General features: G+C 67.8%; 24 protein-coding genes and 1 tRNA gene. 5 read left to right on the top strand and 20 right to left on the bottom strand.

Annotation, left to right across the window (positions count from 1 at the left end):
* Positions 1 to 84: 84 nt before the first annotated feature.
* The 6 genes from DRW48_RS14105 to murA form a co-directional block, all read right to left on the bottom strand.
* Positions 85 to 549: an arsenate-mycothiol transferase ArsC gene (locus DRW48_RS14105; protein WP_114076980.1), complete on the bottom strand. Its 465-nt coding sequence runs from the start codon at positions 547 to 549 to the stop codon at positions 85 to 87.
* A gap of 3 nt (positions 550 to 552) precedes the next feature.
* A complete protein-coding gene (locus tag DRW48_RS14100) occupies positions 553 to 1,029 on the bottom strand; it encodes a UPF0262 family protein (protein ID WP_114076979.1) in 477 nt (158 codons plus the stop codon).
* Positions 1,026 to 2,342: a histidinol dehydrogenase gene (hisD, locus tag DRW48_RS14095; protein WP_114076978.1), complete on the bottom strand. Its 1,317-nt coding sequence runs from the start codon at positions 2,340 to 2,342 to the stop codon at positions 1,026 to 1,028. Before hisD ends, DRW48_RS14100 begins: the two co-directional genes overlap by 4 nt.
* Before the next feature lie 69 nt (positions 2,343 to 2,411).
* Positions 2,412 to 2,888 (bottom strand): GNAT family N-acetyltransferase, encoded by a 477-nt coding sequence (locus tag DRW48_RS14090; protein ID WP_162784780.1) that lies wholly within the window; start codon positions 2,886 to 2,888, stop codon positions 2,412 to 2,414.
* The gene (locus DRW48_RS14085) at positions 2,885 to 3,361 is read right to left on the bottom strand and encodes a DUF2948 family protein (RefSeq protein ID WP_114076977.1); all 477 of its coding nucleotides are present in this window, start codon (positions 3,359 to 3,361) and stop codon (positions 2,885 to 2,887) included. The genes DRW48_RS14090 and DRW48_RS14085 overlap by 4 nt, the downstream gene beginning before the upstream one ends.
* A complete protein-coding gene (gene murA, locus DRW48_RS14080) occupies positions 3,354 to 4,655 on the bottom strand; it encodes a UDP-N-acetylglucosamine 1-carboxyvinyltransferase (protein ID WP_114076976.1) in 1,302 nt (433 codons plus the stop codon). Before murA ends, DRW48_RS14085 begins: the two co-directional genes overlap by 8 nt.
* 445 nt (positions 4,656 to 5,100) lie before the next feature.
* On the opposite strand from murA, the gene DRW48_RS14070 reads away from it, so the two are divergent.
* Positions 5,101 to 5,175 (top strand) — tRNA-Thr (locus DRW48_RS14070).
* A gap of 942 nt (positions 5,176 to 6,117) precedes the next feature.
* On the opposite strand, the gene DRW48_RS14065 is transcribed toward DRW48_RS14070, so the two are convergent.
* A complete protein-coding gene (locus DRW48_RS14065; protein WP_114076974.1) occupies positions 6,118 to 6,933 on the bottom strand; it encodes a DJ-1/PfpI family protein in 816 nt (271 codons plus the stop codon).
* A 148-nt stretch (positions 6,934 to 7,081) separates the two neighbouring features.
* Between DRW48_RS14065 and DRW48_RS14060 the strand changes: the two genes are divergently transcribed.
* The 4 genes from DRW48_RS14060 to DRW48_RS16170 all read left to right on the top strand — a co-directional run bounded on the left by DRW48_RS14060 (position 7,082) and on the right by DRW48_RS16170 (position 10,484).
* Complete coding sequence (locus DRW48_RS14060) at positions 7,082 to 7,654, top strand: DUF305 domain-containing protein (protein WP_199286116.1); 573 nt, start codon at positions 7,082 to 7,084, stop codon at positions 7,652 to 7,654.
* A gap of 32 nt (positions 7,655 to 7,686) precedes the next feature.
* Entirely contained in the window at positions 7,687 to 9,135 is a 1,449-nt protein-coding gene (locus DRW48_RS14055; RefSeq protein ID WP_114076973.1) for a YncE family protein, read from the top strand.
* A 52-nt stretch (positions 9,136 to 9,187) separates the two neighbouring features.
* On the top strand, positions 9,188 to 9,721 hold the full coding sequence (locus DRW48_RS14050) for an RNA polymerase sigma factor (RefSeq protein WP_114076972.1): 534 nt from the start codon (positions 9,188 to 9,190) through the stop codon (positions 9,719 to 9,721).
* 277 nt (positions 9,722 to 9,998) lie between these two features.
* Positions 9,999 to 10,484, top strand: coding sequence for an anti-sigma factor family protein (locus DRW48_RS16170; protein WP_199286115.1), 486 nt, complete (start codon positions 9,999 to 10,001; stop codon positions 10,482 to 10,484).
* A 108-nt stretch (positions 10,485 to 10,592) separates the two neighbouring features.
* Here DRW48_RS16170 and phnE (DRW48_RS14040) read toward each other — a convergent pair whose 3' ends face one another.
* From phnE (DRW48_RS14040) to DRW48_RS13985, 13 genes are all read right to left on the bottom strand, one after another.
* Positions 10,593 to 11,930: a phosphonate ABC transporter, permease protein PhnE gene (phnE, locus tag DRW48_RS14040; RefSeq protein WP_114076971.1), complete on the bottom strand. Its 1,338-nt coding sequence runs from the start codon at positions 11,928 to 11,930 to the stop codon at positions 10,593 to 10,595.
* Positions 11,930 to 12,796, bottom strand: coding sequence for a phosphonate ABC transporter, permease protein PhnE (phnE, locus tag DRW48_RS14035; protein ID WP_114076970.1), 867 nt, complete (start codon positions 12,794 to 12,796; stop codon positions 11,930 to 11,932). Before phnE (DRW48_RS14035) ends, phnE (DRW48_RS14040) begins: the two co-directional genes overlap by 1 nt.
* Before the next feature lie 86 nt (positions 12,797 to 12,882).
* The gene (gene phnD, locus DRW48_RS14030) at positions 12,883 to 13,803 is read right to left on the bottom strand and encodes a phosphonate ABC transporter substrate-binding protein (protein ID WP_422385735.1); all 921 of its coding nucleotides are present in this window, start codon (positions 13,801 to 13,803) and stop codon (positions 12,883 to 12,885) included.
* Between the two features lie 30 nt (positions 13,804 to 13,833).
* Positions 13,834 to 14,661: a phosphonate ABC transporter ATP-binding protein gene (gene phnC, locus DRW48_RS14025; RefSeq protein ID WP_114076969.1), complete on the bottom strand. Its 828-nt coding sequence runs from the start codon at positions 14,659 to 14,661 to the stop codon at positions 13,834 to 13,836.
* 209 nt (positions 14,662 to 14,870) lie between these two features.
* Positions 14,871 to 15,608, bottom strand: a complete 738-nt coding sequence (locus DRW48_RS16165) for an MFS transporter (protein ID WP_199286114.1) — start codon at positions 15,606 to 15,608, stop codon at positions 14,871 to 14,873.
* A 3-nt stretch (positions 15,609 to 15,611) separates the two neighbouring features.
* Positions 15,612 to 16,493, bottom strand: coding sequence for an MFS transporter (locus DRW48_RS16160; RefSeq protein ID WP_199286113.1), 882 nt, complete (start codon positions 16,491 to 16,493; stop codon positions 15,612 to 15,614).
* A 59-nt stretch (positions 16,494 to 16,552) separates the two neighbouring features.
* On the bottom strand, positions 16,553 to 17,551 hold the full coding sequence (glsA, locus tag DRW48_RS14015; protein ID WP_114076968.1) for a glutaminase A: 999 nt from the start codon (positions 17,549 to 17,551) through the stop codon (positions 16,553 to 16,555).
* 419 nt (positions 17,552 to 17,970) lie between these two features.
* Entirely contained in the window at positions 17,971 to 19,227 is a 1,257-nt protein-coding gene (locus DRW48_RS14010; protein ID WP_114076967.1) for an NAD(P)/FAD-dependent oxidoreductase, read from the bottom strand.
* Between the two features lies 1 nt (position 19,228).
* Positions 19,229 to 20,728 carry a tripartite tricarboxylate transporter permease gene (locus DRW48_RS14005; RefSeq protein ID WP_114076966.1) on the bottom strand — a complete coding sequence of 500 codons (1,500 nt, stop codon included), beginning with the start codon at positions 20,726 to 20,728 and terminating at the stop codon, positions 19,229 to 19,231.
* Between the two features lie 6 nt (positions 20,729 to 20,734).
* On the bottom strand, positions 20,735 to 21,211 hold the full coding sequence (locus DRW48_RS14000; protein WP_114076965.1) for a tripartite tricarboxylate transporter TctB family protein: 477 nt from the start codon (positions 21,209 to 21,211) through the stop codon (positions 20,735 to 20,737).
* Entirely contained in the window at positions 21,208 to 23,595 is a 2,388-nt protein-coding gene (locus DRW48_RS13995; RefSeq protein WP_241963285.1) for a molybdopterin-dependent oxidoreductase, read from the bottom strand. Before DRW48_RS13995 ends, DRW48_RS14000 begins: the two co-directional genes overlap by 4 nt.
* Position 23,596: 1 nt before the next feature.
* Positions 23,597 to 24,565: a Bug family tripartite tricarboxylate transporter substrate binding protein gene (locus DRW48_RS13990; protein ID WP_114076963.1), complete on the bottom strand. Its 969-nt coding sequence runs from the start codon at positions 24,563 to 24,565 to the stop codon at positions 23,597 to 23,599.
* A gap of 85 nt (positions 24,566 to 24,650) precedes the next feature.
* A complete protein-coding gene (locus DRW48_RS13985) occupies positions 24,651 to 25,430 on the bottom strand; it encodes an SDR family oxidoreductase (protein WP_114076962.1) in 780 nt (259 codons plus the stop codon).
* Positions 25,431 to 25,439 lie beyond the last annotated feature (9 nt).

Here is a 25,439-nt window from a genome sequence, read left to right as displayed (position 1 = left end):
GGCGTAGCACCCGGCTTCTAAGATCGGGTTAAGACGCGCGTCCCTCGGCACGGGAATGCCGACAATTGTAATGATCGCCGGCGCCTACCCGACGCGCGGGGGCCCGAACCGGGCGAGCATGCGCTCGGCGATCTGGTCACGGGTCTGGCGATAGGCATCCAGTTGTGCCGCGCGGCCCTCGCCGAGGCCGACCGGGTCCATGATCGGCCAATATTCGACATCCAGATGCACATGTCGCGTCATTTCAAGGGCATGACGCTGGCTGGCGGGGGAGAGGGCGATGACCAGGTCAAAGGCGGTCAGATCGTCGCCCCAGTCGGTCATCTGCTCGAAGCTGCGCGAGCGGTGGCGGGCAAGCTCGATCCCCAGTTCGGCGCAGACGGCGACGGCAAATCCGTCGACCTCCATATCGCTTCGCACGCCGGCCGACTGCACGTAGCATGCGCGGCCATAATTTTTCTTCATCATCGCCTCGGCCATGGGCGAGCGGATGGCGTTGTGATCACAGCAGAACAGGACCGAGCCGGGGAGGGGGACCGGGCCGGACATCGGTCAGACCTGTTGCAACGCGCAAATCAGGGTGAACAGGCGGCGGGCGGTGTCGATGTCAACCTCGGCCTTGCCCTCCAGACGCTCCTGCAAGGTGCGCGCCCCCTCGTTGTGAATGCCGCGCCGGGCCATGTCGATCGCCTCGATCTGCGCCGGCGGCAGGCGTTTGACGGCATCGTAGTAGCTGGTGCAGATCTGGAAATAGTCCTTGATCACCTGCCGGAACGGACCCATCGACAGATGGAACGAGGCCAGCGCCTTGTCCTCTTGGGTGGCGACATCGAAAACCAGGCGGCCATCGCGGACCGCCAGCACCAGCGCATAGGGACCGGGGGGCGCGGTCTGCCCGGCCCGGCCCGGAAGCGCAAAGCTGTTATCCTCGAGCAGGTCAAATATCGCGACCCGGCGCTCCTGCTCCATCTCGGGGCCGGGCGGGGGTAGGGCGCTGTCGTCGATCTCGACGCGGCAGAGGCGGTTCATGACCGTGCCCCTTGGCCGGCGTGCTGCGCGATTCGCGCCGCGACCGAGCGTGCGTGGGCGCCGAGGCCCTCGGCCTCGGCCAGTCGCACGGCCGCCGGGCCGATGGCCGCCAGCGCCGCCGGTGTCAGGCGCGAGATGGTGGTGCGCTTGAGAAAGTCCATCACCGACAGCCCCGACGAGAACCGGGCCGACCGCGCGGTTGGCAGCACATGGTTCGGCCCCGAGACGTAATCGCCCGCCGCTTCGGGCGTCCAGCCCCCCAGGAAAATCGCGCCCGCATGGCGGATCCGGGCTGCGACCGCATCGGGGTCATCGGTGCAAATCTCCAGATGCTCGGGCGCGAGGCGGTTGGACAACTCCGCAGCCTCGGCCAGATCGCGGGTCACGACGATGGCCCCATGATCGCGCCAGCTGGCGCCAGCGATGGCGGCGCGGGGCAGGCCCGGCAGCAGGCGGTCCACCTCAGCGGCGACCGAGCGGGCGAACTCTGCATCGGGCGTCAGCAAGATCGACTGAGCGTCGGCGTCATGTTCGGCCTGCGCCAGCAGGTCGAGGGCCAGCCATTCGGGATTGGCGGTGCCGTCGGCAATGATGACCACCTCGGACGGGCCGGCGATCATGTCGATGCCGACGCGGCCAAAGACGCGCGCTTTGGCGGCGGCGACATAGGCATTGCCGGGGCCGGTGATCTTGTCCACGGCGGGGACCGTCGCCGTGCCGTAGGCCAGCGCGGCAATCGCCTGGGCGCCCCCGATGCGGTAGACCTCGTCCACGCCGGCGATCTGGCAGGCGGCCAGAACCAGCGGATTCAACTGCCCGCCAGGGGCCGGCACGCAAACCACCAGCCGGCCCACCCCGGCGACCCGTGCGGGGACGGCGTTCATCAGCACCGAGGACGGATAGCTGGCCTGACCGCCGGGCACATAGAGGCCCGCCGCATCGACCGGCGTCCAGCGCCAGCCAAGGGTCGCGCCCTCGGGGTCGGTAAAGCTTTCGTCGCGCGGCATCTGGCGGGCGTGGTAGGCCCGCACCCGACTGGCTGCGAGCGTCAACGCGGCGCGGTCATCGGCGCTTACAGTGGCGGCAGCGGCCGCGATCTCCTCGGGCGGGATGCGCAGCGTCTGCGGGGTCACGTCCAGGCCGTCATAACGTGCGGTCAATTCGATCAGGGCGGCATCGCCCCGGTCCCGGACGTCGGCGATGATGTTATCAACTGCTGCCCCGACATCCTCCGCATCCTCGCGCTTTGCGCTCAGAAGCGACCGGAACTGCTGGTCGAACCCAGCTGCGGCGGTATCGAGCAGATGCGGCATCCTCGGCCTCCGGCAGGCGCCGAAGGGCGCTGTCGCCCGGTGTTAGCGATGGCCGGGCGGCGCTGCAAGCTACAGCGCCAGCAGCATCTCGGCCTCGGGCACGCCGTTCGGGTTCATCTGCGCCGGTGCGCCGCTGAAGGCAAAGCCGAGCCGGTGGTAAAGGCGCTGGGCCGGCTCGTTGCCCGTGCCGACATGCAGTGCGAGTTCTGTCATGCCGTCCGCCCGCGCGATTTCCAGCAGATGCCGCAGCAGCGCCTCGGCGTAGCCGCGGCCGCGTGCCGCAGGGCGGGCGTAGACCGAGATGATCCACAGGCGGCGCGGGTGGTCAGGATCGGGGTCCAGCCCCGCCACGGCCAGCGGCAGTTGCGGGTCATCGCCGACGGCATAAGTCGGTGTCGCCGCCAGCCGCGCCGCGAAGCTGTCCAGTGGCCGGTCCTGCCAGTCGGCGAGGCGCGAGCCGAAAGCGTCGGGGGCCTTGGCCAGCGCCTCCAGCCGAATCGCACGCCAGGCGGCGGAATCGGCCGGGGTCAGCCGCCAGATCATCATTCCGGGTGCTGCGGCGCCTTGCCCGAGGGCGCGGCGTAGGGCCGGGTCACGTCGCGCAGGTCGACCGAGATGCATTCCACGTCTGCCACCAGCGTGCCATCCCCGGCAAAATGCAAGGCAATGCGCCCGGTGCCGTCCTCGCCCGGTTGCCATTCCAGCGCCAGCAGCGACAGCACCAAGTCCGAATCCGCACGGTCGATCCCGTCCGAGGAAAGGCGGGTCGCGTCGCTGATGACCATCAGGGCCTGCACCCGTTCGAACGGGCGGCCTTCGGCGCGGGCGGCGTCCTGGTCCTCCCAGCGAAAGCGGTTCAGCAGCAGGGTCAGGCGGCGCTGGGCCGGCTGCCAGCTGATCTCGGTCACCGGCAGCACGGCGTCCTGCGCCAGCGCGCTGATGATGCGCAGATCCTCGGCGTCCTCGGCACGCAGCATCACAGGGCCGGGCCCGGCGTCGGCAAAGCCTGCGTCAGGCATGGGTCGGCTCCTCGGCATGGGCGGCGCCCTCGCAGGCGCGCTCGATCCGCGCGCCGACGGCCGCCAGCTTGTCCTCGACATGCTCGTAGCCGCGGTCGAGATGATAGACGCGGCGCACGACCGTCTCGCCCTCGGCCGCAAGGCCGGCGAGGATCAGGCTGACGGAGGCGCGCAGGTCCGTGGCCATAACCGGTGCGCCGCGTAGCCGCTCGGTTCCCGTGACCGTCGCGCGGCCGCCATGCACGTCGATCCGCGCGCCCATGCGCGTCAGTTCTGGAGCGTGCATGAATCGGTTCTCAAAGATCGTCTCTTCCAGATGGCTCGTGCCCTCGGCGGTGCACAGCAGCGCCATGATCTGGGCCTGCAGGTCGGTCGGAAAGCCGGGGAACGGGGCCGTGGTGACATCGACGGCGCGGACGCGGCCGTTTTTGCGCGCCACGGTCAGCCCACGGGCGTCTTCCGACACAGTGATCCCAGCCTCGTCCAGCTTTTCGCAGAAGGCGGCGACAAGATCGATGGTCCCGCCAAGGCAGGTGACCTCGCCGCCGCAGATCGCCGGGGCGAGCATGTAGGTGCCAAGCTCGATCCGGTCGGTGACCACGGGATGGGTCGCGCCGCCAAGGCGGGCCACGCCCTGGACGGTGATGGTCGAGGTGCCTTCGCCTTCGATCTGTGCGCCCATGCGGCGCAGGCAGCGGGCCAGGTCGACGATCTCCGGCTCACGCGCGGCGTTGCGCAGCTCGGTCGTGCCGCGGGCGAGCGTTGCCGCCATCAGCGCGTTTTCGGTCGCGCCGACCGAGACGACGGGAAAGTCGATGACCGCACCGCGGAGGCCGCCCGAGGGTGCCTTGGCGTGGATATAGCCCTCGCGCAGCTCAAGCGTTGCACCCATCGCCTCAAGCGCCATCAGATGCAGGTCGACCGGCCGCGCGCCGATTGCGCAGCCGCCGGGCAGCGACACCTCGGCGATGCCGTCACGGGCCAGCAGCGGGCCCAGCACCAGCACCGAGGCACGCATCTTGCGCACGATCTCGTAGTCGGCGCGGTGGCTGCTGAGGCTGTGGCTGGACATTGCCAGCACACGTCCGTCCTGCAGGCCCGCCACCTCCGCCCCGAGGCTGCCGAGAAGCTGGGTCATGGTGCGGATATCCGACAGGCGCGGGGCGTTGGTCAGCGTCAGCGGCTCATCCGTCAGCAGCGTTGCCGGCATGAGGGTCAGGCACGCGTTCTTGGCGCCGGCGATGGGAATGTCGCCCTTGAGGGGCCCACCGCCCTGCACAATGATCTGGTCCATCCGTCCTGCCTATGCCCTTGGGGTCATTGTTGTGTGTCCCGGCCGGCGTTTTGCGTGGCCGGCGGTCTGGTTGTGGCCTCGTCTAGCCTTCGCGGTCCGGCGCTTGCTCACGCGAGGCATCCGGGTCGGACGCGTCAGTGCCTTGTGCGGATCTTGCGCGCGCCTGCGCCTTGCGTCGGTGCAGGTTGGCGCGCAATGCCTCGGCCCGGCGCGTGTCCTTGTCGGGACGCGACGCGGAGGATTGGGGCTGGCGTGGCTCGCGGGTCATGGGCCCGGTTTAGCCGCGCCGCCGGCAGCCGTCCAGCAGCGGCGTCAGCGCCTGCCGGGCTCAACCCGCGCACAAGGACGGCGGGCACATTCACCGCGCACATCCCAGAAAAGCGCTTGCGCCCACCGCGCGCCTTGTCTAAATCCCCGCCGCACGGACGCACCATCGTCCGCCGGCGCTGTGGTAGCTCAGTGGTAGAGCACACCCTTGGTAAGGGTGAGGTCGAGAGTTCAATCCTCTCTCACAGCACCATAATTCCAATCACTTGCGGGGGTTTGTGGTTTGCACTTTGGTTCTTTGAACCAAATGTGGCCGATCGAGCTTCAACGCGCTTGCGGCCTTCTTCAGATCGCTGGGCGTAAACGCGCCATAGGTTGAACGCGTGGAGGAGGGTGAAGAGGACCAGGTACTGTGCCGCTTCCTCGGCTACCCCCTCCAGACGTGTTTGATCAGCCAGCGGCTGCCAAGGAAGTCCCGCTGCCAGCTGCTGAGCGCCGCTTCGACGTCATATCCGTGCCCATGGCCGTGTGCGGGGGGCTCGCGCGAAATGTCTTGGGGACGTAGCTTCCGTCCTCGACACAGTCAGTGACGTGCTGGCGGATGACGCAGGCAAGGCTACTCTGGCTGCCGCGTCGAGCGCCGCCAAGGTATCCCGGAGCCGCTCGGCGACGGTGGGCGCGGCGGGAACGCAGTGCTCGCGTGCGGTCTCATAAACACTCGCCATGGCAGTGTGGCGTGGCCGCGGGCCTGGCTGGAGCCGGTCCTTGCAGCAGGGACAGGCCTTCCCTCCACCGACGTGTTGCCCTGGACCTGATAGGTTACGTTGGCTTTGATTCGGGTCTCGCCGATATAGCCGACTCCCAGACGCCGCCGCTCACCGTCGAAGAACGAGATGCAAGCCGGCGCCGGGAGACCTGGGAAACCAATTGGCTGAAATCGATGACGTCCATGATGGAATTCCTTTTTCTTATGCGCTCTGCGCACCTGAAGTGGCCATTGCCGTCTGCGCTGATGTTCCGTCCAGGCGGTCGCCGGGGAGCGCCAGTGTGAAGGCGGTGGCGTAGCGGCATGGGTGGTACATGCGCACGGCGCGGTTTGCTAGGCGCGCTTTCCGCCGCGCCTGACGACGCGGTTGATCTTGTCGGCAGGTCCCACGCGAAGGCCACTTCAACGTCCCCGCCACTTGCCCCGGCGTCAGATCCCCAATCGCCGGGCGGCCGCTTCGGCGGCCGTGCGCGCGGCGTTGTCCATGCCGGCGCGGGCGGTCTTCATCCTGGCGGTGCTTTCGGGGCCGGCCTCATCGGGGGTGCCGTTGCGGAACGGCGGCTCGGGTGCGTATTCCAGCACCAGCTGGACGCGGCGCGCTGCCTCCTCGCCCATCAATTCTGCAGCGAGCGTTAGGCCAAAGTCGAGGCCGGCGGTGACGCCGCCGCCGGTCATGCGATTGCGGTCGCGCACCACGCGGCCGTCCACGGGGCGCGCACCCATCAGCGGCAGCAGATCTGCCACCGCCCAGTAGGAAGTCGCGTCATACCCCTGCAGCAGCCCGGCTGCCGCGAGGACGAGGCTGCCGGTGCAGACGCTCGTCACCCATTTGGCGCGGCTGCCCCGGTCGGCGACGAACTCCAGCACCTCCGGATCGGTCATGCAGGCATTGGTGCCGATGGTGCCGCCGGGGATGAACAGCACGTCAAGATCCTCCGGGCAGCCGGCAAAATCGGTCGTGGGAGACACGGCGATCCCGGCGTCGGTCGGCACCGCGGCCAGGTCCTTCCACACCAGGTGCGTGTCGCAGCGGAGGATACGGAACACGGTCAGCGGTCCGATCAGGTCCAGGGCGACCATGTTCGGAAAGACCAGCAGTCCGACCTTGGGCGCGTCCGGCGGCACCTCGGTCATAGTGCGAATGTGGTTGGCCGGGGCCGGCTGGGCAGCCGCGGGCAGGGCTGCTCCAGCTGCCAGCAGCGAGCTGAATGCCAGAAGGGTACGGCGGTCGAAGGTGGCGGGCATGGGGAATCCTTTCGGCAAGGGCGAGGGCGCCGGGCACCCTTCTGTCCTGACGATGACTGCGGTCCGCTCGGATTTATTCCCGCGTGCCGGAATAATTTCTTCGGCGGGGCGTCAACCTTGCAACGACCCCAACGCGCAGGACCACGCCATGCCCCATTCCCGACCGCTCGCCGTCGCCCTTCTGGCAGGTTTCGTGGGCCTGACAGGCAGCCCCGCACTGGCCCATGGGACCGCCGGATGCCCCGCAGACTTGGCCGCCGCTGATACGTCCGTGGGACAGGACCACGCCGCGCCCGCCGCCAAAAGCCCGGCCGGGCATGAGCATGCTGCGCCCGATACTTCTGCCCACAGCGCCGCGCCCGTCGCGCACGGCCACGTCGCCGCCGGCCATGACACCGCCGCCGGCGCCCCAGAGCACGAACAACCGTTCCTGCTGGAAAACGACGAGGCCATGGTCCGGATGATGACCGACATGACCATCAAGGCCAGCGGCGATATCGACCGCGACTTTGCCCTGATGATGATCCCGCACCACCAGGGCGCGGTCGACATGGCCAAGGCATATTTGCGGCATGGTGGCGATGACCCGGTCCTGCAGCGTCTCGCGCAGGAGATCATCGTCGAGCAGATCCAGGAGATTGCCGCGATGCAGATGGCCATCGGCAACCCTGCGCCCGCCCCGGCGCCAGTTCCGACGCAGGCCGCCGCGCTCCGCAAATAAGCCCGATTCATAGAAACGAGGATGTACCAGCCATGACCAACCGAGTTCTGACGCTTGTCCTGCTTGGCACCATGCTGACCCCGCTGGGCGCGCTTGCCGGGCAGGCCCCCGGGAGTGCGGATGGCGGTGACCGCCCGATCAGCAGCAAGGACCGTGTCTATGCAGCCGAGCAGTTTTCCAACACCATCTCGGTCACCGATCCCTCCACCAACACGCTGCTGGGGCTGATCCGTCTTGGCGATCCGCAGCCCAGCAGCCTCAGCCCGCTCTACAAGGGGCAACTGCTGGTCCATGGCCTCGGGTTCGCGCCGGACGGCAAGACCCTGGCGGCGGTCTCGATCGGGTCGAACTCGGTCAGTTTCATCGACACCGCGACCAATGCGGTCAAGCACACGACCTACCTCGGCCGCTCGCCGCACGAGGCGTTCTACACGCCCGACGGCAGCGAAGTCTGGGTCACCGTGCGCGGCGAGGATTACGTCGCTGTCATCGACGCCGCGACCTTCGCGGAAAAGACCCGGATCAAGCTGCCGGCCGGGCCGGGCATGACGATCTTCTCGCGGGATGGGGCTTATAGCTACATCTGCTCGTCCTTCAACCCCGAGACGGTCGTCGTCTCGACCAAGGACCATCAGATCGTGGGCAAGGTGAAACAGGAAAGCCCGTTCTGCCCGAACATCGCCGCGACGCCGGACGGCAAGCAGGTGTGGCTGACCCTGAAGGATGTTGGCAAGGTGCAGGTGTTCGACGCCAAGCCGCCCTTCAAGGTCATCAAGACGATGGACACCGGCCCGCTGACCAACCACGTCAATTTCGCGCGCACCGACAAGGGCCAACTGGCCTATGTTACCGTGGGGGTGCTGAACCAAATAAAGGTTTTCGACACCGCCAGCTTCGAGCAGGTGGCGACGATCCCGGTCGGCAACCTGCCGCACGGGCTGTGGCCCTCGGCCGATGGCACTCGCGTCTATGTCGGGCTCGAGAATGACGACAATCTGGCGGTCATCGACACCGCCGCGCAGCGGGTCGTTGCGAATGTCCCGATCGGGCAGGCGCCGCAGGCGCTGGTCTATGTGCCGGATGCCGTGACCGAAGGCCCGGGGACGGAGAACCTGCAGCCCTTGGGCGATGCCACGGCGGCGACGACCCTGCGCCTCGCCGCGCCGGGTGATCAGGAAAAGACGATCACCAGCGTAACGCTGTTCGACCAGGGCCTGCTCCAGGTCATTCAGGCCGGCGTCGGCGGGCTGGAGCCGAAGCAGCCCTATGTGCTGGCACTGTCGGCCAATGCCGATGGCTCTGGCCCGTTGCAGCCGCTGGCGAAGTTCAAGTCGAACCCGGCGGGCGCGGCTGTGGTGAACGCCCTCGGCCCGATCCGCCACATCGTTGCAGCCGACGCGGGCGAGGCGCGCCGCTATCTGGTGATCGCGCGCCAGGGCGAAGACGGCCCCGGCGAGATCGTGCAGGCGCAGGTCGAATGACCCGCGCAGCCCGCCCCGACCGGCGCCCGCGCCGCCCCGGGGCGGCCACGCCATGAGCGATCTGATGGCCGAGGTGCAGCCAATGATCCCGGCGCTGCGCCGCTACGCGCGGGGTCTGCTGCGCGATGCAGCGGCAGCCGACGACGCGGTCCAGGACTGCCTTGAGCGAGTCGTCGCCCACTGGCATCGCCGCCGCGACGGGAACCCCCGGCCATGGGTGTTCACCATCCTGCACAACGTCGCCGTGAACCAGATGCGCCAACGCGTGCGGCGCGGCATCCCGGCGCCGATCGAAGACGCGCCGGCGGTGGCACTCGCCACCCGCGCCACGCAGGAAGACCGGCTGGTGCGTGGCGACATCCTCGCCGCGCTGGCGCTGTTGCCGGAGGAACAGCGCAGCACGGTCCTGCTTATATCCGTCGAGGACATGAGTTATGCCGAGGCGGCCCAAGTTCTGGGCGTGCCCGTCGGCACGGTCATGTCGCGCCTGTCGCGCGGGCGTGAGCGGCTGCGCGTGATCCTCGAGGAACGTGGCCTCGGTGCGCCGCAGGCCCGCCCGCGCCCCCATCTGCGGAGCCTGCCATGACTAGCCGCCCGATCACAGACGACGAACTGCACGCCTATGTCGACGGCCAGTTGGACGAGGCGCGTCGGGCCGAGGTGGCATGCTATCTTGGTGCGCACCCGGCCGTGGCGGCTCGTATCGGCGCCTATGACGCCCAGCGCGACGCCTTGCGTGCGGCGCTGGACCCGGTCGCTGCCGAGCCGCTGCCGACGCGCCTGAACCTCGCGCATATCGTGACCCCCCGCGTCGCGCGGCCGCGCTATGGCGCAACCTCGCGGCCGCGCTGGCGCTGGTCGCGTTGGGCGGGTTCGGCGGCTGGTCCCTGCACGGCCATGCTTCGCCCGAGGGCGTCGAGGCGATCGCGCAGGAGGCGGCCGACAGCTTTGCCGTCTACTCCCCCGACCGCATCCAGCCGGTCGAGATGCGTGCCGATGGCCTGCCGGCATTGGTCGCATGGGCCGGCGCGCACCTGCCGCGCGCGCCGGCGATCCCGGACCTCGCTGCCTCCGGCTATAGACTGATGGGTGGGCGGATCGTGCCAACGCCCCACGGTGCGGGTTTGATGCTGATGTATGACGACGACCGCGGTACGCGGCTGGTCATGCTGACCCGGCCGATGAGCGTCGACCAAGACAAGCTGATGGCGCCCCATGCCCGGAACGGCGTGGCGGGGTGGAGTTGGGCGACCGGCGGCATGGGCTACAGCCTCGTGGGTGCCGTAAACGCCGAGCGCCTGCATCCGCTGGCCGACGAGGTGCGCCGGCAGGTGGAGCGGGTTTCGTAGGACAGCCCAGCCGCACGGAGCGCGAGCGCCTGCAAACGCGCGTGGTTGCGGGGCGGGGTGTTGCGCGCCCGTTAGCCCGATGGCCGCGCAGCCGAGGCGGACGAAAACCTAAGCGCGCTCTCCGATCAGCCTTGCGCGAATACGCCCGGACAGCCAGTCCATGACCATCACCAGCAGGACGATCAGCAGGATGTAATAGGCGACATGCTCCCAGTCCTTTTGGGTCTGGATCGCCTGCACCAGCAGAAGGCCAATCCCGCCGCCGGTGATCGCGCCGATGATCGTCGCGCTGCGCGTGTTAGATTCGAGGTAATAGAGCAGTTGTGACAGGATCACCGGGTTGACTTGCGGCATGACCGCCCAGCGCGCGCGGGCGAGCGCGCCGGCGCCGGTCGAGCGCAGCCCCTCGACCGGCTTTTCGTCGATATTCTCCAGCGCCTCCGAGAACAGCTTTCCGAACGAGCCGGTGTCCGTCATCAGGATCGCGAGGCTGCCGGTCAGCGGGCCAGGGCCAAAGGCGCGCGACAGCACGATGGTCCAGATCAGCGCATCGACTCCGCGCAGGAAGTCAAGGCTGCGCCGGACGACCTGCCGCAGCCAGGGCGCCGGGGTAAAGTTCGACGCAGCGACAAAGGCCAGCGGTAGCGAAACAAGGCCCGCGCCCATTGTGCCCAGGAACGCCATCAGCAGCGTCTCGAACATCGCGCCGGCGACCTCGCCGTGATGCCAGACGCTGTTGCGCCAGAAATCCTGTGCCATCGCCTGAATGTTGGGCGTCCCGGGCCGCAATTCGTCGCCGCTGAACGCGAGCCCCAGCAGTTGCGGCAGCGATTGCCCATAGAAGGGGCTTTGAAGATCGAAGAAGAACAATTCCCAGCCGGGCTGGCGGCGAAAGATCTCGGATTTCGACCGGGTCAGCGTCACCCGCGCCCCCGGCAGATCGGCGGTCAGGCGTTTGTCTGACAGGTTCATCCACGCCGGCGGGTCGGGGATATCGGCCTCGATGCCATCCCCGGTCGGGATTATGTCGAAGCTGCGGTCATCGACCATCAGCCGCACTGCGCCATCGCCGGCAATGGTGACGTGATTGCCGCGCGGCAGGGAGATCTCGCGGCCGCCATCGGGCCGGGGGGCAATCCAATCCGGCTCGGCCTCGGGGCGGAAGGTCGCGTTGCGCATGCCTTCGATGGCAACCTCGATCCGTCCCTCTCCGCGGTTCTGGCGGGTCACGTGGGTCTTGTAAGACCAGAAGTCCTGCATAAGCACCGCGCCATTGTCCCAGCGTGCGCGCTGCGCGATGCCGGCCAGATCAAAGCTGATCGCGGCATAGACCAGGTAGCCGAGCAGCAGGGCAGGGAACGCCAACGACAGGCGCCGCTGGCGCGCAATTGCCCGGCGGGCCGCGAAGGTGGGGCCTTGCAACCCCGCGGCGTCAAGGGCGGCCATCAGATGCGCCCCGTGACTGCGGCGCGCCCGCGGACCAACCGATCGCGTGCGGTAGAGCTGAGCTGGTCGAACAGAACGATGGTGGCGAACAGCAGGATGAATACGGCCGCCGCCGCGTCATAACGGCCCTGGCCCCATGAGATGGCGTTGCGCAGTTCGTAGCCGATGCCGCCGGCGCCGACGAACCCAAGGATCGCGCTTGCGCGAATGTTGATCTCGAACCGCAGTGCGGCGTAGCTCAGCCAGTTCGGCGCCACCTGCGGGATTACCGCCAGCCACACCCGCTGCGACCAGTTTGCCCCGACCGACTCCAGTCCCTCGACCGGCTTCAGGCTGGCGTTTTCGGCCACCTCGGAGAACAGCTTTCCCAAGGCGCCCGCGCTGTGGAATGCGATGGCGAGAGTTGCCGGAACCGGGCCGCCGCCAAGGACGAAGATCAGCACCAGCGCAATCACGATCTCGGGCATGGCGCGGGTGATGTCCATGATGCGGCGGATGACGGGACGTAGGGCCGGCCATGGGGCGAGGCCGCGCGTGGACAGCAGCGCCAACACGCCGCCTGCGAATGTGCCGATGATGGTGGCGACGGCAGCGATGTTGATCGTCTCAAGCAGCGCCGGCAGGTACGAGAGGAACAGGCCGGGCAGCTTGCTGGCCTTGGCCGCGGCCTCGGAGACGAGTTCGGCCGGAAAGTCGAGGACATGGGGCAGGCCGGTCCAGAACCCGCCGGCGTTGCGCGCGTCTGCCAGCCGGAAGCCGGCGATCATCAGGGCCGCAAACACGGCCCAGAGCACCGTGGAATAGCTGCGCCGCCGCGCGGCGAGCGTGCGATAACCGCGGGCAATCTGGTGGACACTGTCCGGCATTCGGGCCTCGGGCTGGCAAGAAGAAAGTGGGCAGGGGCGACGGAGCGGGCATTGTCCGCCCGCCCCGCGCCTCTGGCCGGAGGGCGTCAGGCGCCGCCGGCTTCCTCGAGGCGACGCACCTCGATAATGGTCTCGTAGGCGTCATGCGTGACTGGCTTGAAACCAGCCGTCTCGCCCCCGGCCACACCGTAGGCGCAGTCCTTGTCCTTTTCGATCAGGCCCGCGACCAGCGCGACGAACTTGGTCTTGGCGTCCTCGGGCAGTTTCTTGCGGACGACCCAGGGGCCTTCCGGAATGGGCGAGGACTTCCACAGTTCAACCATGTCGTTCATGTCGACCAGGCCGGCGTCGACCGCCTTGCGCAGCGCGCCCGAATTATAGCCGTCTTCCCAGTCGCCAAGGCCGTCGGCCCAGGTCACGCCGGCATCGACGTCGCCGTTCTTGACCGCGACGATGGTCTGTTCATGGCCGCCGGTGAACTTGACGTCCTTGAAGAACTCGCCGGGCTTGACCGACATGCCGGCCTTGGGCAGTTCGACCGCCGGGACCAGATAGCCCGAGGTCGAGTTGGGATCGCCGAAGCCCAGGACCTTGCCCTTGGCATCCTCGAGCTTGGTGAAGCCGCTGTCCTTGCGGGCAAAACCGATCGAGTGGTAGGTCGACGAGCCGTCAAGGTTGGTCTTGACCAGCACCGGCTCGACCGCCTCGGGATCGGTCAAGTAGGTCTTGGCGTAGCCCGACGCACCCAGGATCGCGGCGTCGAGCGAGCCGCCCAGCAGGCCCTGGATCACGCCGTCATAGTCGGCGGGCGTGAACAGCTTGACCGGAACGCCCAGCGTTTCTTCGGCATATTTGCGCAGGCATTCGTTCGAGGTCATCCGGTCCTGCGCGTTCTCGCCGCCCAGAACGCCGATATTGAAGCCGGTGATCTCCTGCGCGAAGGAGGGCGCGGCCAAGGCCGAGGTCAGGGCTAACAAGGCCAGCGTCGTCGTTGTCTGCTTCATCATCTTCATGCTCCTTGGAGGGGATCGGAAAGGTCAGTCGGCCAGCAATTGCGCCGCATAGGTGTCGTCCGACGGCACCGGCGCCTGCTCGATCGAGGTCGAGGTGGCGGCTTCGGAAAAGCTGGCGTCGGCGCCGTAAATCTCGCGCGCGACAGAGGTGGTCAGCTGGGCGGGCACGCCGTCAAAGACGATCCGCCCCTTGCGCATGCCGATGATCCGGTCGCAGTAGCGCCGCGCCGTATCGAGCGTGTGCAGGTTGGCGATGACGGTGCGGCCATCCTGGTCGTGAATCGCGCGCAGGCTGTCCATCACCAGTTGGGCGTTCATCGGGTCGAGGCTGGCGATCGGCTCGTCCGCGAGGATGATGCGGGGGTCCTGCATCAGCGCGCGCGCAATAGCGACGCGCTGTTGCTGGCCGCCGGACAGGGCCTCGGCGCGCTTGGTGGCCTGCTCGGCAATGCCCAGCCGGTCGAGGATCGCGACGGCCCGGTCGATGTCTGCCGCGGGCCAGAGGTTGAACAGGGTCGAGACGGTGCCGCGGCGGGCCAGCAGCCCGTGCAATACGTTCTGCACGACGTCCAGCCGGGGCACGAGGTTGAACTGCTGAAAGATCATCGCGCAATCGGCCTGCCAGCGGCGCTTGGCGCGGCCGCGCAGGGCCAGTACGTCCTGGCCATCGACGAGCAACTGCCCGGCCGTAGCTTCGCCAAGGCGGTTGATGATCCGCAGCAGGGTGGATTTCCCCGCGCCCGAACTTCCGATCACGCCGATCATGGCGGGCTGCGAGATGACAAAGTTCGCATCATCGACCGCGCGGGCGGTGCCAAAAATCTTCGTCAGCCGGACGGCTTCGATCCGCATCGTATCCTCAGGGCTTCGCGCTCGCGGCGTTGGCACTCACTAAGGGCGGACGGGCGACAGTTTGGTGACGGCCGGATGACGTCACGATTAAATCTGAAGCGGTGGCGCCGATGCTTTGCCGGGGGCGTCCGCCCGGAATCCGCAAAGAAAAACCCAGCAACCGTGGCGGTTGCTGGGTCTAAAGGCCGGCGGGGACTGCTGCCGACGGCTCAGTTATCGGGGATCTCGCCAGGGCGATAGCTCGGCAGGCCGCCCGCCGGGATGATGGCGATCAGCGCCAGCCCGGCCATGATCAGGAAGCCGATCTTGAGGGCGAGCAGCCGGGATTCGGTGTTGATCCGCAGCGCCTCGGCCTTTTGCTCGGGCGTTGCGGTGGTGGCCGCGATCACCTCGGCCAAGTGGTCGTTGCTGACAAAGGTGATGCTTTCGAGGTCGACCTGGGACTGGACCTCGATGGGAAGGGTCGGGTTGGCGGACAGCTGGCGCATGACCGACATGCTGAGCAGGCCGACCAGCAGGGCGCCGGCCACGGCCGTTCCCACCGCCGCCGCCAGGTTGTTCGCCGTGCCGCGCAGCGAGCCGACATCCCCCGCCAGTTCCTTCGGCGAGGCGGTGACGAGGACGTTGAACAGCAGCGTCACCAGTGCGCCCTGGCCGATGCCGAACATGATCAGCCCGAACAGGACCGGCACCGCGCTCCAGTCGTTGCGGACCACGAAGGCCAGCCACAGCAGCGCCGCCGCGCACAGGATAAATCCCGCGCGGCCGATCTGGCGCGGGGTGAAGCGGGCGTAGAACCGCACCACGAACATCGCGGCGAAAAAGACCGTCAGGTTGAATGGCAGCATGGCGACGGCGGTGGCGAGTGGCGAGCGGCCCTGCACGATCTGGATATACAGTGGCACGGTGAAGTTCAGGGCCGCCTCAAGCGCGACAACGGTGAACATCGCCTAGACCGCGGCGCGCTCCTCGCGCGAGTCGAGCAGCTCCAAAGCCATCAGCGGCGTGCGGCCCGCGGCCTCCTGCCGGCGGGTCCACAAAAAGAAGCCCTGTCCCAGCACGACGCCCAGCACGATCATCACTGGCGCAGGGGACAGGCCGAGAAGGTTGAAGGGCGCGTCCGGCCGCGCCAGCGCAAGGCCCCAGCCGCCGAGGTTGTTGAAGCCAAAGCTGATCAGCAGGATCCCGGCCGCCGCCAGCACCACGCCAACGATGTCGATTCGTACGTCCGGCCGACCCTGGTCCGGGCGCAGCCGGAAGCTGAGGAAAAAGACCAGGCCCGAGACCAGCGCCAGCAACCCGAAGACGGGCCGCCAGCCGATATAGGTGCCCAGCATGCCGCCGATCAGAAAGGCCAGAACGCCCGCCCCCGCCCGGGCCGAACCGAGCGAGCCGAGGGCGGTCGCCTGCTGGGTGCCGTGGTAATTCTCGGCCACCAGCGCGACCAAGGCGGGCACGATCAGCGCGGCCGCCGCGCCGCACAGGCCCTGCGCGCAGATCATCACCGTGGCATTCGGGCTGAGGGTCATCATGACTTGCGACAGGGCAAACAGGATGACCGCGATGCGAAAGACGCGCAGCGCGCCGAAACGCTGGACCAGTTTCGCGCCCAGCATCACGAAGCCCGCGACGATCATGGAATAGGCGACGATCCCCGTAGCCACCGTCGTCGGGGGCACGCCGAAGCTGGCCACCATTCCGCCCATCGACACGGGCAGGGAGGCCACGTTGAAGGACATGATCGCCTGTCCGAACGCGATCGCGATCAGCGGAACCCACGAATTTCGCTCTTCTGTCCCGCCCTGCACCGCGGATGCTGCCGCCACCACCATTGAACCGCTCCTATTCTTGGCACGCGCCCGCCAGGCTATGCGCGCCGTCTTGTCCCTTGTCAGTCCGGCGAGGACATCAGCAGGTCGAGCCCCAGCCGCTGCGACAGGAATTGCGTTGCGAGTTGCCCCTTGACCGAGTTGCCCGCCGCGTCGAGCGGCGGCGCAAAGGTGCCAAGGCCGCCCTTGCCGGGCGAGACGGTGACGATGCCGCCGCCGATCCCGCTCTTGCCGGGCAGGCCCACCTCGTAGAGCCAGTCGCCGGATGTCTCGTAGAGCCCCGCCGTCAGCATGACCGCCAAGGCGTAGTGGCAGACGTCGGGCTTGACGACCTGCTCGCGCGTGACCGGGTTGAAGCCGCCGTGGGCCAGGGTTGCGCCCATCACCGCAAGATCGCGCGCGCTGACGTTCAGCGAGCATTGCCGGGTGTAGAGGTCCACCGCCTGCGCCGGGTCGCAATAGATCGCGCCGCTGCTCTCCAGCATCCAGGCGATGCTGCGGTTGCGGAAATTGGTAGCTGTGGCGGATTCATAGACCTCGTTGTTCAGCGGCAGCTTGCGGCCGGCAAAGCGCGACAGGCCGTCATGGATGAACCGCCACTTTTCCGCCTCCGTCTCGCCCGGCACCAGGCTGGTCGCCGCGATGGCGCCGGCATTGACCATCGGATTGGTCCGGCCATCGCCGCTATGCTCGATCCCCGCGAGCGAGTTGAAGGGGCGGCCGGTGGCGTTCACGCCCAGCCGCTCACGCGCGCCGGTCGGGCCGATCAGGTTGCAGATCAGGGCAAAGATGAACGGCTTCGAGACGCTCATGATGGTGAATTCATGCTCGGCGTCGCCGACTGCGAAGATGCGCCCGTCAGCCCCGGCAAAGCAGATGCCGAAAAGATCGCGCCGCACCCGGGCGAGGGCCGGATAAACGGTCGAGTTTTCACCGAGGGTCGAATCGCGGAAACGGGCGTGCGCTTCACTGACCAGCCGCGCGGTCTGGTCTGTCGGTGGCAGGGTTCCGGTCGAGATATAGGCGGCCGAGGGATCGAACAGAGGGTCCAGAAGTTCCAATCAGACCTCCGCGGGACCGAACGATTCCCGTAAGTTATTGGCTGCAGGCGCGAGATTGTCTCTGCGGCCCGTGGTTGTCCAGCAGGAAGATCACGCGGCGGTGACAGGCAGGGATTTCGTGTGGCAGGCAGAGGTGACTGAAGGCCGGCGGCGCTCGGTGGCCGCGACGCAAGTCAACTTTCTCCATAGCAGCAGGCTAGGCCCGGCCACCATTCAGTCAGGGATAGGCCGTCGGCGCACTATCGGCCTCGACCCGCTGCAATCGCGACATCGCGGCGCCAGCGATCTGTGCTGACCTGCGGCCTCAGGCCTCGCGCCTGGCGGGGATGGAAGCTCGGTAAACTTTGGGCGTCCTCCCGGCCACGGCAGGTCGGGGCGCTGGTTTGCGGCCGGATGGCGGCGGGTCCCCTAGGGACCGCTCAGAACCTCGTGGGGGAATAAGGTTCCAATGGCACCTGGGGCATGCGCCCGGCGACGACATCCGCCACCAAAGCCCCGGTCTTGGGTCCGCTGGCGAGGCCGACGTGGCCATGGCCGAAGGCATAGATGACCCCCGGCGCTTTCGACGAAGTGCCGATCACCGGAAGGCCATCGGGCGTCGAAGGGCGGTTGCCCATCCACCGCGTGACCGACTCGGGGTCGATCGCGAGGCCCGGGAAGGTCTTGGCGAGGTTCTCCAGCAGGATATCGGCCCGTTTCCAGTTCGGGGGCGCCCCCAGCCGAGTCAACTCGACCTGGCCCGAGGCGCGCAGTCCGGTCCGCGTCAGCGTGTTGCCCATCTTGCCGTCGCTTGGCATCGAGGGGATGCGCGGCCGGACCGTGGGGTTCGTCACCTCGACATGATAGCCGCGCTCGCTGACCATCGGGATGTGGTCCCCGGCCTTGCGGGCGAGGGCGCGCGAGTTGATTCCGGCCGCGATCACCGCACGCTCGCAAGGAATGTCGGGGCCGCCCTCGACCCGCACCGCCTTCAGTTGGCCGCCGTCCTGCGCAAAGCCCGTTGCCCGGGCCGGGACGAGCCGCGCGCCACGCTCGGCGGCATGGCGCGCCAGGGCGGCGACGTAGCCGCCCGGGTCGATGCAATGCGCCCCGGCGCGCACGAAGGCGCCGAAGGTGTATCGTGGGCCAATCGTTGGCTCGAGGTCATGCAACTCGCCCCGGTCCAGTTCGACCCACTCGACGCCATTTTCACGGCGCAGTCGCCAGGCGAGGGCCTCGGCCTCGAACGCGGCGCGGTCGGGATAGACATAGAGCAGCCCTTCGTTCCGCACCCAGTCCGGATCCCCGGCCTCGGCCGACAGCCTTGCGTGGCGGGCCGGGGCATCGCACAGCAGCGCCGATAGTGCGCGGGCCGTGCGCTCGACCCGCGGGACGGTCGAGCCTGCCCGCACGAACCGGGCCAGCCAGTCCGCCAGATGGGGCAACTGCGTCCAGCGGATCGTCAGCGGGCCCAACGGATCGCTGAGGAACCCCGGCACCTTGCGCCAAAGGCCGGGCATCGACATCGGCACGACCGAGGACGGGCTGATCCACGCACCGTTGCCAAAGCTCGCGGCCTGCTGGCCGCCCGGCGCTTCCGGCTCGACGATGGTGACGTCATGGCCGTCGCGCAGCAGTTCGATGGCCGTGCTGACACCGACGATTCCGGCGCCGATGACAACGATGCGTCGGGTCATGTCATTCCTCGAATGCCTGTTCACGGATGCGCCCGAATACGGGCAGCAGCACCGCCGCCAACGCGAGCGCGGCGAACACCAACAGCCCCAGCGAGATCGGGCGCGTGACGAAGGTGCTGAACTCGCCCCGCGACAGGAACATGGCGCGGCGGAAGTTCTCTTCCATGAGGGGGCCGAGGATGAGGCCCATGATCAGCGGCGCGGGTTCGCAATCGAGCTTGAGGAATACGTATCCCATCACGCCAAAGCCCATCAGCAGCCAGACGTCGAAGAGAGTCGCCGACAGGGTATAGGTGCCCAGCGCGCAGAAGATCAGGATCGCCGGGTAGAGATACTTGAACGGCATGCTGAGCAGCTTGACCCACATCCCGATCAGCGGAAGGTTCAGCACGATCAGCATGACGTTGCCGACCCACATCGAGGCGATCACGCCCCAGAAGATGTCGGGATGCTCGGTCGCCAGCAACGGGCCGGGCGTCACGCCCTGCACAATCAGCGCACCAATCATCAGCGCCATGACCGCGTTCGACGGGATGCCGAGCGTCAGCATGGGAATGAAAGAGGTCTGCGAGCCGGCGTTGTTGGCGCTCTCTGGCGCCGCCACGCCCTCGATCGCGCCGTTGCCAAAGCCCTCTGGCGGTTTCGAGACCTTTTTCTCGATCGAGTAGGCGGCAAAGGACGACAGCAGCGCGCCGCCGCCGGGCAGGATTCCCAGCACCGAGCCGATAGCCGTCCCGCGCAGGATCGGGGCGACGATGCGTCGCAGATCGTCCCGGCCGGGGATCAGGCCGCCGACCGCGGTTGTCAGTACGGCCCGGCGGGCGGGGTGTTCCAGGTCGCGGGCAATCTCGCCTATGCCGAAGAGGCCCATGGCCGCGACGACAAAGCTGACCCCGCTCGCCAATTCAAGAAAGCCCATCGTAAAGCGCGGCTCGGCGGTCTGCACGTCCTGCCCGACGAGGCCCAGCAGGACCCCCAGCAGGACCATGCCCACCGCCTTCAGCAGCGAGCCGTGCGCGAGCACGATCGAGGTCACAAGCCCCAGCACCATCAGCGAGAAATACTCGGCGGGGCCGAACATCAGGCCGACCTCGGCCAGCGAGGGCGCAAAGAGGGCGATCAGCAGGGTTGCGACGGTGCCGGCCACGAACGAGCCGATGGCGGCCGCGAAGAGGGCGGGCCCGGCGCGACCTTTTCGCGCCATTCGATAGCCGTCGATTGCGGTGACGACCGATGACGCCTCGCCCGGCAGGTTGATCAGGATGGCCGTAGTCGAGGAGCCATATTGGGCGCCGTAGTAGATGCCGGCCAGCATGATCACCGCTGTCACCGGCGCGAGGCCGAAGGTGAATGGCAGCAGGATGGCGATGGTGGCCGACGGGCCGAGGCCGGGCAGCACGCCGACGAGCGTTCCCAGCAGCACGCCGACAAAGCACCACAGCATGTTGACCGGCAGCAGCGCGTGGCCGAGGCCGAGCATGAGTTGATCGAAAAGTTCCATCCGCCCTCACCAACGCCCGAGGAACGGCTCGAGCCAGGCGCCGACGATCGGCACCTGCAGACCCAGCCATTTCACAAACACAATGCTGCACGCGATCCCGAGGAGAAGCGCATAGACCAGCATCCGCCGCACGGCGACGGGCGGGTGCGCATAGGCCGACACCATGACCGACAGCGGCACGGCAAAGACGAGGCCCAATCGCTCCAGCGTCAGGGCAAAGACTACCAGCGCTGCGGCGATCAGCACGATCGGGCGCCAGACGAATGCGGTCGGCGCGGGCAGCGTTTCCAGCGAGGCCCGAACGAGGATGATCACGCCGACCAGCAGCATGCAGCCGGCCACCGCCATGGGAAACCAGCCCGCGCCCATGCGCGATGCGGTCCCCAGCGGCAAGTTCCTTCCGCCGATCATGAAGCCGATGCTGATGAGGCAGAACAGGATGCCGGTGATGGCATCCGAGGATTTCCAACGTTCCCTGATCATCGCGCGCGTCCCTCTCTTTCACTGATGCTGACCACCTGGGGCGGCTCGAATGCCCTGACCGGCGGCACGGGGCCGACAAATTTCTCGATCTGCACGAGGCAGGAATTGGGGCTGGGGCCCTGCGCCAGGCGCGAGGTGCCGATGTCCGGCGTCAGGACGTTCGGGTTGCCGTGCCGCTCCAGGCCGCCGATTTCCTGCGGGTCCGACGGATCGAACCAGGCGCCCGTGGCCATCTGGACGACTTGCGGGCGCAGCGCATCGCTGAGGTCGGCCGAGGCGAGAAGGCTGCCCCGGCCGTTAAACACCCGCACCACGTCGCCCTGGGCGATACCCCGCGCCGCGGCGTCATCCGGGTGCATCCGCACCGGCTCGCGCCCGCCGGGCTTGCTCTCCCGCGAATAGCGGGCGTGGTCCCACTGGCTGTGCAGCCGGCGCGCAGGCTGGTTTGACATGAGGTGCAGCGGGTACTGCGCGGCAAGCGGGGCGCCCAGCCATTCCAGCGGCGGGCGCCAGTTGGGCCGTCCGGGGCAGTCGTCATATCCGAAGGAGCGGACTGCCTCGGAGCCGATCTCGATCAGGCCGGATGGGGTGCCAAGGCGGTTGGCGACCGGGTCGGTCCGGAACCGTTCAAGATAGGCCTCGGACGCGACGGTGGGCGTCAGCTCGGCATAGCCAGAGGCCCAGAATTCGTCGAAGGGGGGCAGGGGCTGGCCGATGGCGGCCGCGCCCTCCTCGATGATGCGATAGAGCCAGCGCAGCCAGTCCCCCTCGGACCGGCCTTCGGTGAAAGCGTCCTCGAACCCCAGCCGCGCCGAAAGGCGGCCGAGGATCTCGTAATCGTCCAGCGCCTCGCCGGGCGCGTCGAAGAGCTTGTGCGAGGCGCTGACAAAGTTGTCGCGACTGGAACATGCCAGATCGTTGCGCTCGAAAAAGGTCGTCGCCGGCAAGACGATGTCTGCATGCCGCGCGGTCGCGGTCCACCAGCTTTCCTGCACCACCACGGTGCGCGGCCGCTGCCAGGCGCGTCGCAGGCGGTTCAGGTCCTGATGGTGGTGGAACGGGTTGCCGCCCGCCCAGTAGATCAGGCGAATGTCGGGATAGGTGAGGGCCTGCCCGTCATATTCGACCGTGCCGCCGGGGTTCAGCAGCATGTCGGCGATGCGGGCCACGGGAATGAACGCCCGGACCGGATTCGTGCCCTGCGGCAGCGAGGGCCACTTGATCGGCCCCGGGACATTGCCGATGCCCCCGGCCGAGCCGTAGCCGAAGCCAAAGCCGCCGCCGGGCTGGCCGATCCCGCCCAGCATCGCTGCCAGCGTGATCGCCATCCAATAGGGCTGCTCGCCGTATTGTGCGCGTTGCAGCGCCCAGTTCATCGCGATGAAGGTGCGCTTTTGCGACATCTCCAGCGCCAGGGCACGGATGCGCGCGGCGGGGATCTGCGTGATGGCTGCGGCCCATTCGGGGTCCTTGCGCACGCCATCCTCGGCACCGGTCACATAGGCCTTGAACCGTTCGAACCCGACCGTGTAGCGGTCGAGGAAATCGCTGTCGTAGCGACCCTCGGCGATCAGCACCTCGGCGATGCCTAGCATCAGCGCCACGTCCGTGTTGGGCCGCAGGGCCAGCCATTCGGCGCCCAGTTCCTCGGCGGCGTCATCGCGGATGGGCGAGATGTTGACGAAGCTGGCGCCCGCGCGCCGACATTCCAGCAGTCCTTCGGGCGCGGCATGGCGGCCCACGCCGCCGGCATTGACCTGGGTGTTACGCAGCGGGATGCCGCCGAACATCACCATCAGCTCGGTGCTGCCGGCGAGGAGGGTCCAGGGCGTGTGCCCCGTCACCAGCCCGCGAGTCGTGCCGACAACATGGGGCACCACGACGTCGCCCGCAGCAAAGCTGTAATTCTGGACCGACCGCACGTAGCCGCCGGCGCAGTTCAGAAAGCGGTGGACCTGGCTCTGTGCGTGATGGAACCGCCCCGCGCTCGACCAGCCGTAAGAGCCGCCGAAGATCGCGCCGTTGCCGAACTCGGCCCGGACGGCGGTGATTTCCTCGGCGACCAGATCGAGCGCCGTGTCCCAGTCGACTGGTACAAAGGGCTCGGCCCCACGGATGCTGCCCTGCCGTTTTTGCAGATAGGCGCGACTGATATGCGGCCGGGTGATCCGCGCCGGCGACAGCCGGTCAGCCATGAGGTCCAGCCCGATCGGCGATGGCGCCGGGTCGCGCTCGAAGGGGATCAGCCCGGTTGGCCGGCCATCCCGCATCGCCGCCCGATAGATCCCCCAGTGGGTGGAGACGAGCGGACTCGCCGGGAGGGCAAGCTCTCCCTCCCGGCGGTAGGCGAACGACCCCTGCGCGAATTTACGCAGGTCTGCCAATTCAGTTGACCTTGATATTGGCGTCTTTGATGATCTTTTCGTACTTCGCCATTTCGTCGCTGATGTAGGTCTTCAGCTCGTCCGGCGACTTGTAGACCGGCTCAAAGCCCATGGCCTCGATCCGGGTCTTGTAGCTGTCGGACTTGACGACCGTCTCGACCGCTTTCGTCAGATAGGCGGCGGCCTCGGGGTCGAGGTCCTTGGGCGCCCAGAGGCCGTACCAGGACAGCATCTCGAACGGCTCCATCCCACTCTCGCCGACCGTCGGAACGTCAGGCGCCAGGGGCGAGCGCTCGAGGCTGGTCACCGCCAGCGCCTTCAGCTTGCCGCCCTTCACATGCGGCAGCGACGAGGCCATGGGGTCGGCCATCAACTGCACCTGGCCGCCGATCAGATCGTTGAGCGCGGGCCCCGCGCCCTTGTAGGCGACGACTTGCGCATCGACGCCAGCCGAGCGGATCAGGTATTCCACCGCCAGGTGCCCGGCCGAGCCGTAGCCGCTGGTGGCAATATTGTACTTGGTGGGATCCGCCTTGTAGGCCTCAAAGAACTCGGCCAGCGTGTTGGCCGGGGTGTTGGTCGGCGTCGAGACGAGCAGCGGGCCGGCGGCGACCATGCCGATATTGGTGAAGTCGGTCTTTACGTCATACGGCACGTTCTTGTTCAGCAGCGGCGTCACGACATGGATCGAGGCGTCGAGGATCAGGGTGTAGCCGTCGGGTTTCGCATTGGCGACCGCGGTCGTGCCTACCACCCCGCCAGCGCCGCCGGCCTTGTTGTCGACCACGACCGTCTTGCCGGTCGATTTGGCAAGCTCGTCCGCGACCAGCCGCGCGACGCTGTCGACCGAGCCGCCCGGCGGGAACGGCACGACGATGGTGATCGGGCGGTCGGGAAAGCCCTCAGCATGGGCGATAGCCGGTCCTGCCAGCAGGCCCGCGGCCGCCAGTGCGATAAGATGCTTCTTCATTGGGTTCCTCCACTGATTTTTGGTCTTGTTGTGGGGCGGGCAGATTGCTTGCCCGCCTCCCTGTCGGAAAAGTTCGACCCCCCGGTCAGAACGTGCCCGGATACTGTCCCCCGTCGATCAGCAGGTTCTGGCCCGTGACGAAGCCAGCATGGACCGAGCAAAGAAATGCGGCATATGCGCCGATCTCGGCAGGCTCGCCGTAGCGCCCGGCGGGATTCTCGGCCGAGCGTTCGGCCCAGATGTCGTCAAAGGGACGGCCGGTCGTTTCGGCGAGCTTGCACACGTGGTCGCGCTGCGCGTCCGAGGCGATGATGCCCGGCAGGATGTTGTTGATGGTGACATTGCGGGCGATGGTCTGACGCGCGAGGCCGCCCGTGAAGCCGACGAGACCCGAGCGCGCGCCGTTCGACAACCCCAGCTCTCCCTGCGGGATCTTCACGCTGCGCGAGACGATGTTGATGATCCTGCCAAAGCCCCGGTCCATCATGCCGTCGACGGTCGCGCGCATCATCTCGATCGGGGACAACATCATCTTGTCGAGGGCGCGGATCCAGTCGTCGCGGTCCCATTCGCGGAAATCGCCGGGGGGCTCACCGTCGCCGTTGTTCAGCAGGATGTCGGGCTCGGGGCAGGCGGCCAGCGCCGCCTGCCGTCCCTCGGCCGTGGTCATGTCAGCGACCACCGTCTGAACCCCGCCGCCGTTCAGTCCGCGCAGCAGGCTCGCGGCCTCGTCCAGCGTCGCGGCCGTGCGGCCGGCGATGGTGACGTTCACGCCCTCCGCCACCAGCGCCTCGGCGAAGGCGCGGCCCATGCCGCGGCTCGCCCCGAACATCAGCGCCGAGCGCCCCTTGATCCCCAGATCCACGCGCGGCCC

Source organism: Paracoccus suum (assembly GCF_003324675.1).
Classification (GTDB): Bacteria; Pseudomonadota; Alphaproteobacteria; order Rhodobacterales; family Rhodobacteraceae; genus Paracoccus; species Paracoccus suum.
This window is presented reverse-complemented; position numbering and strand designations above follow the sequence as displayed.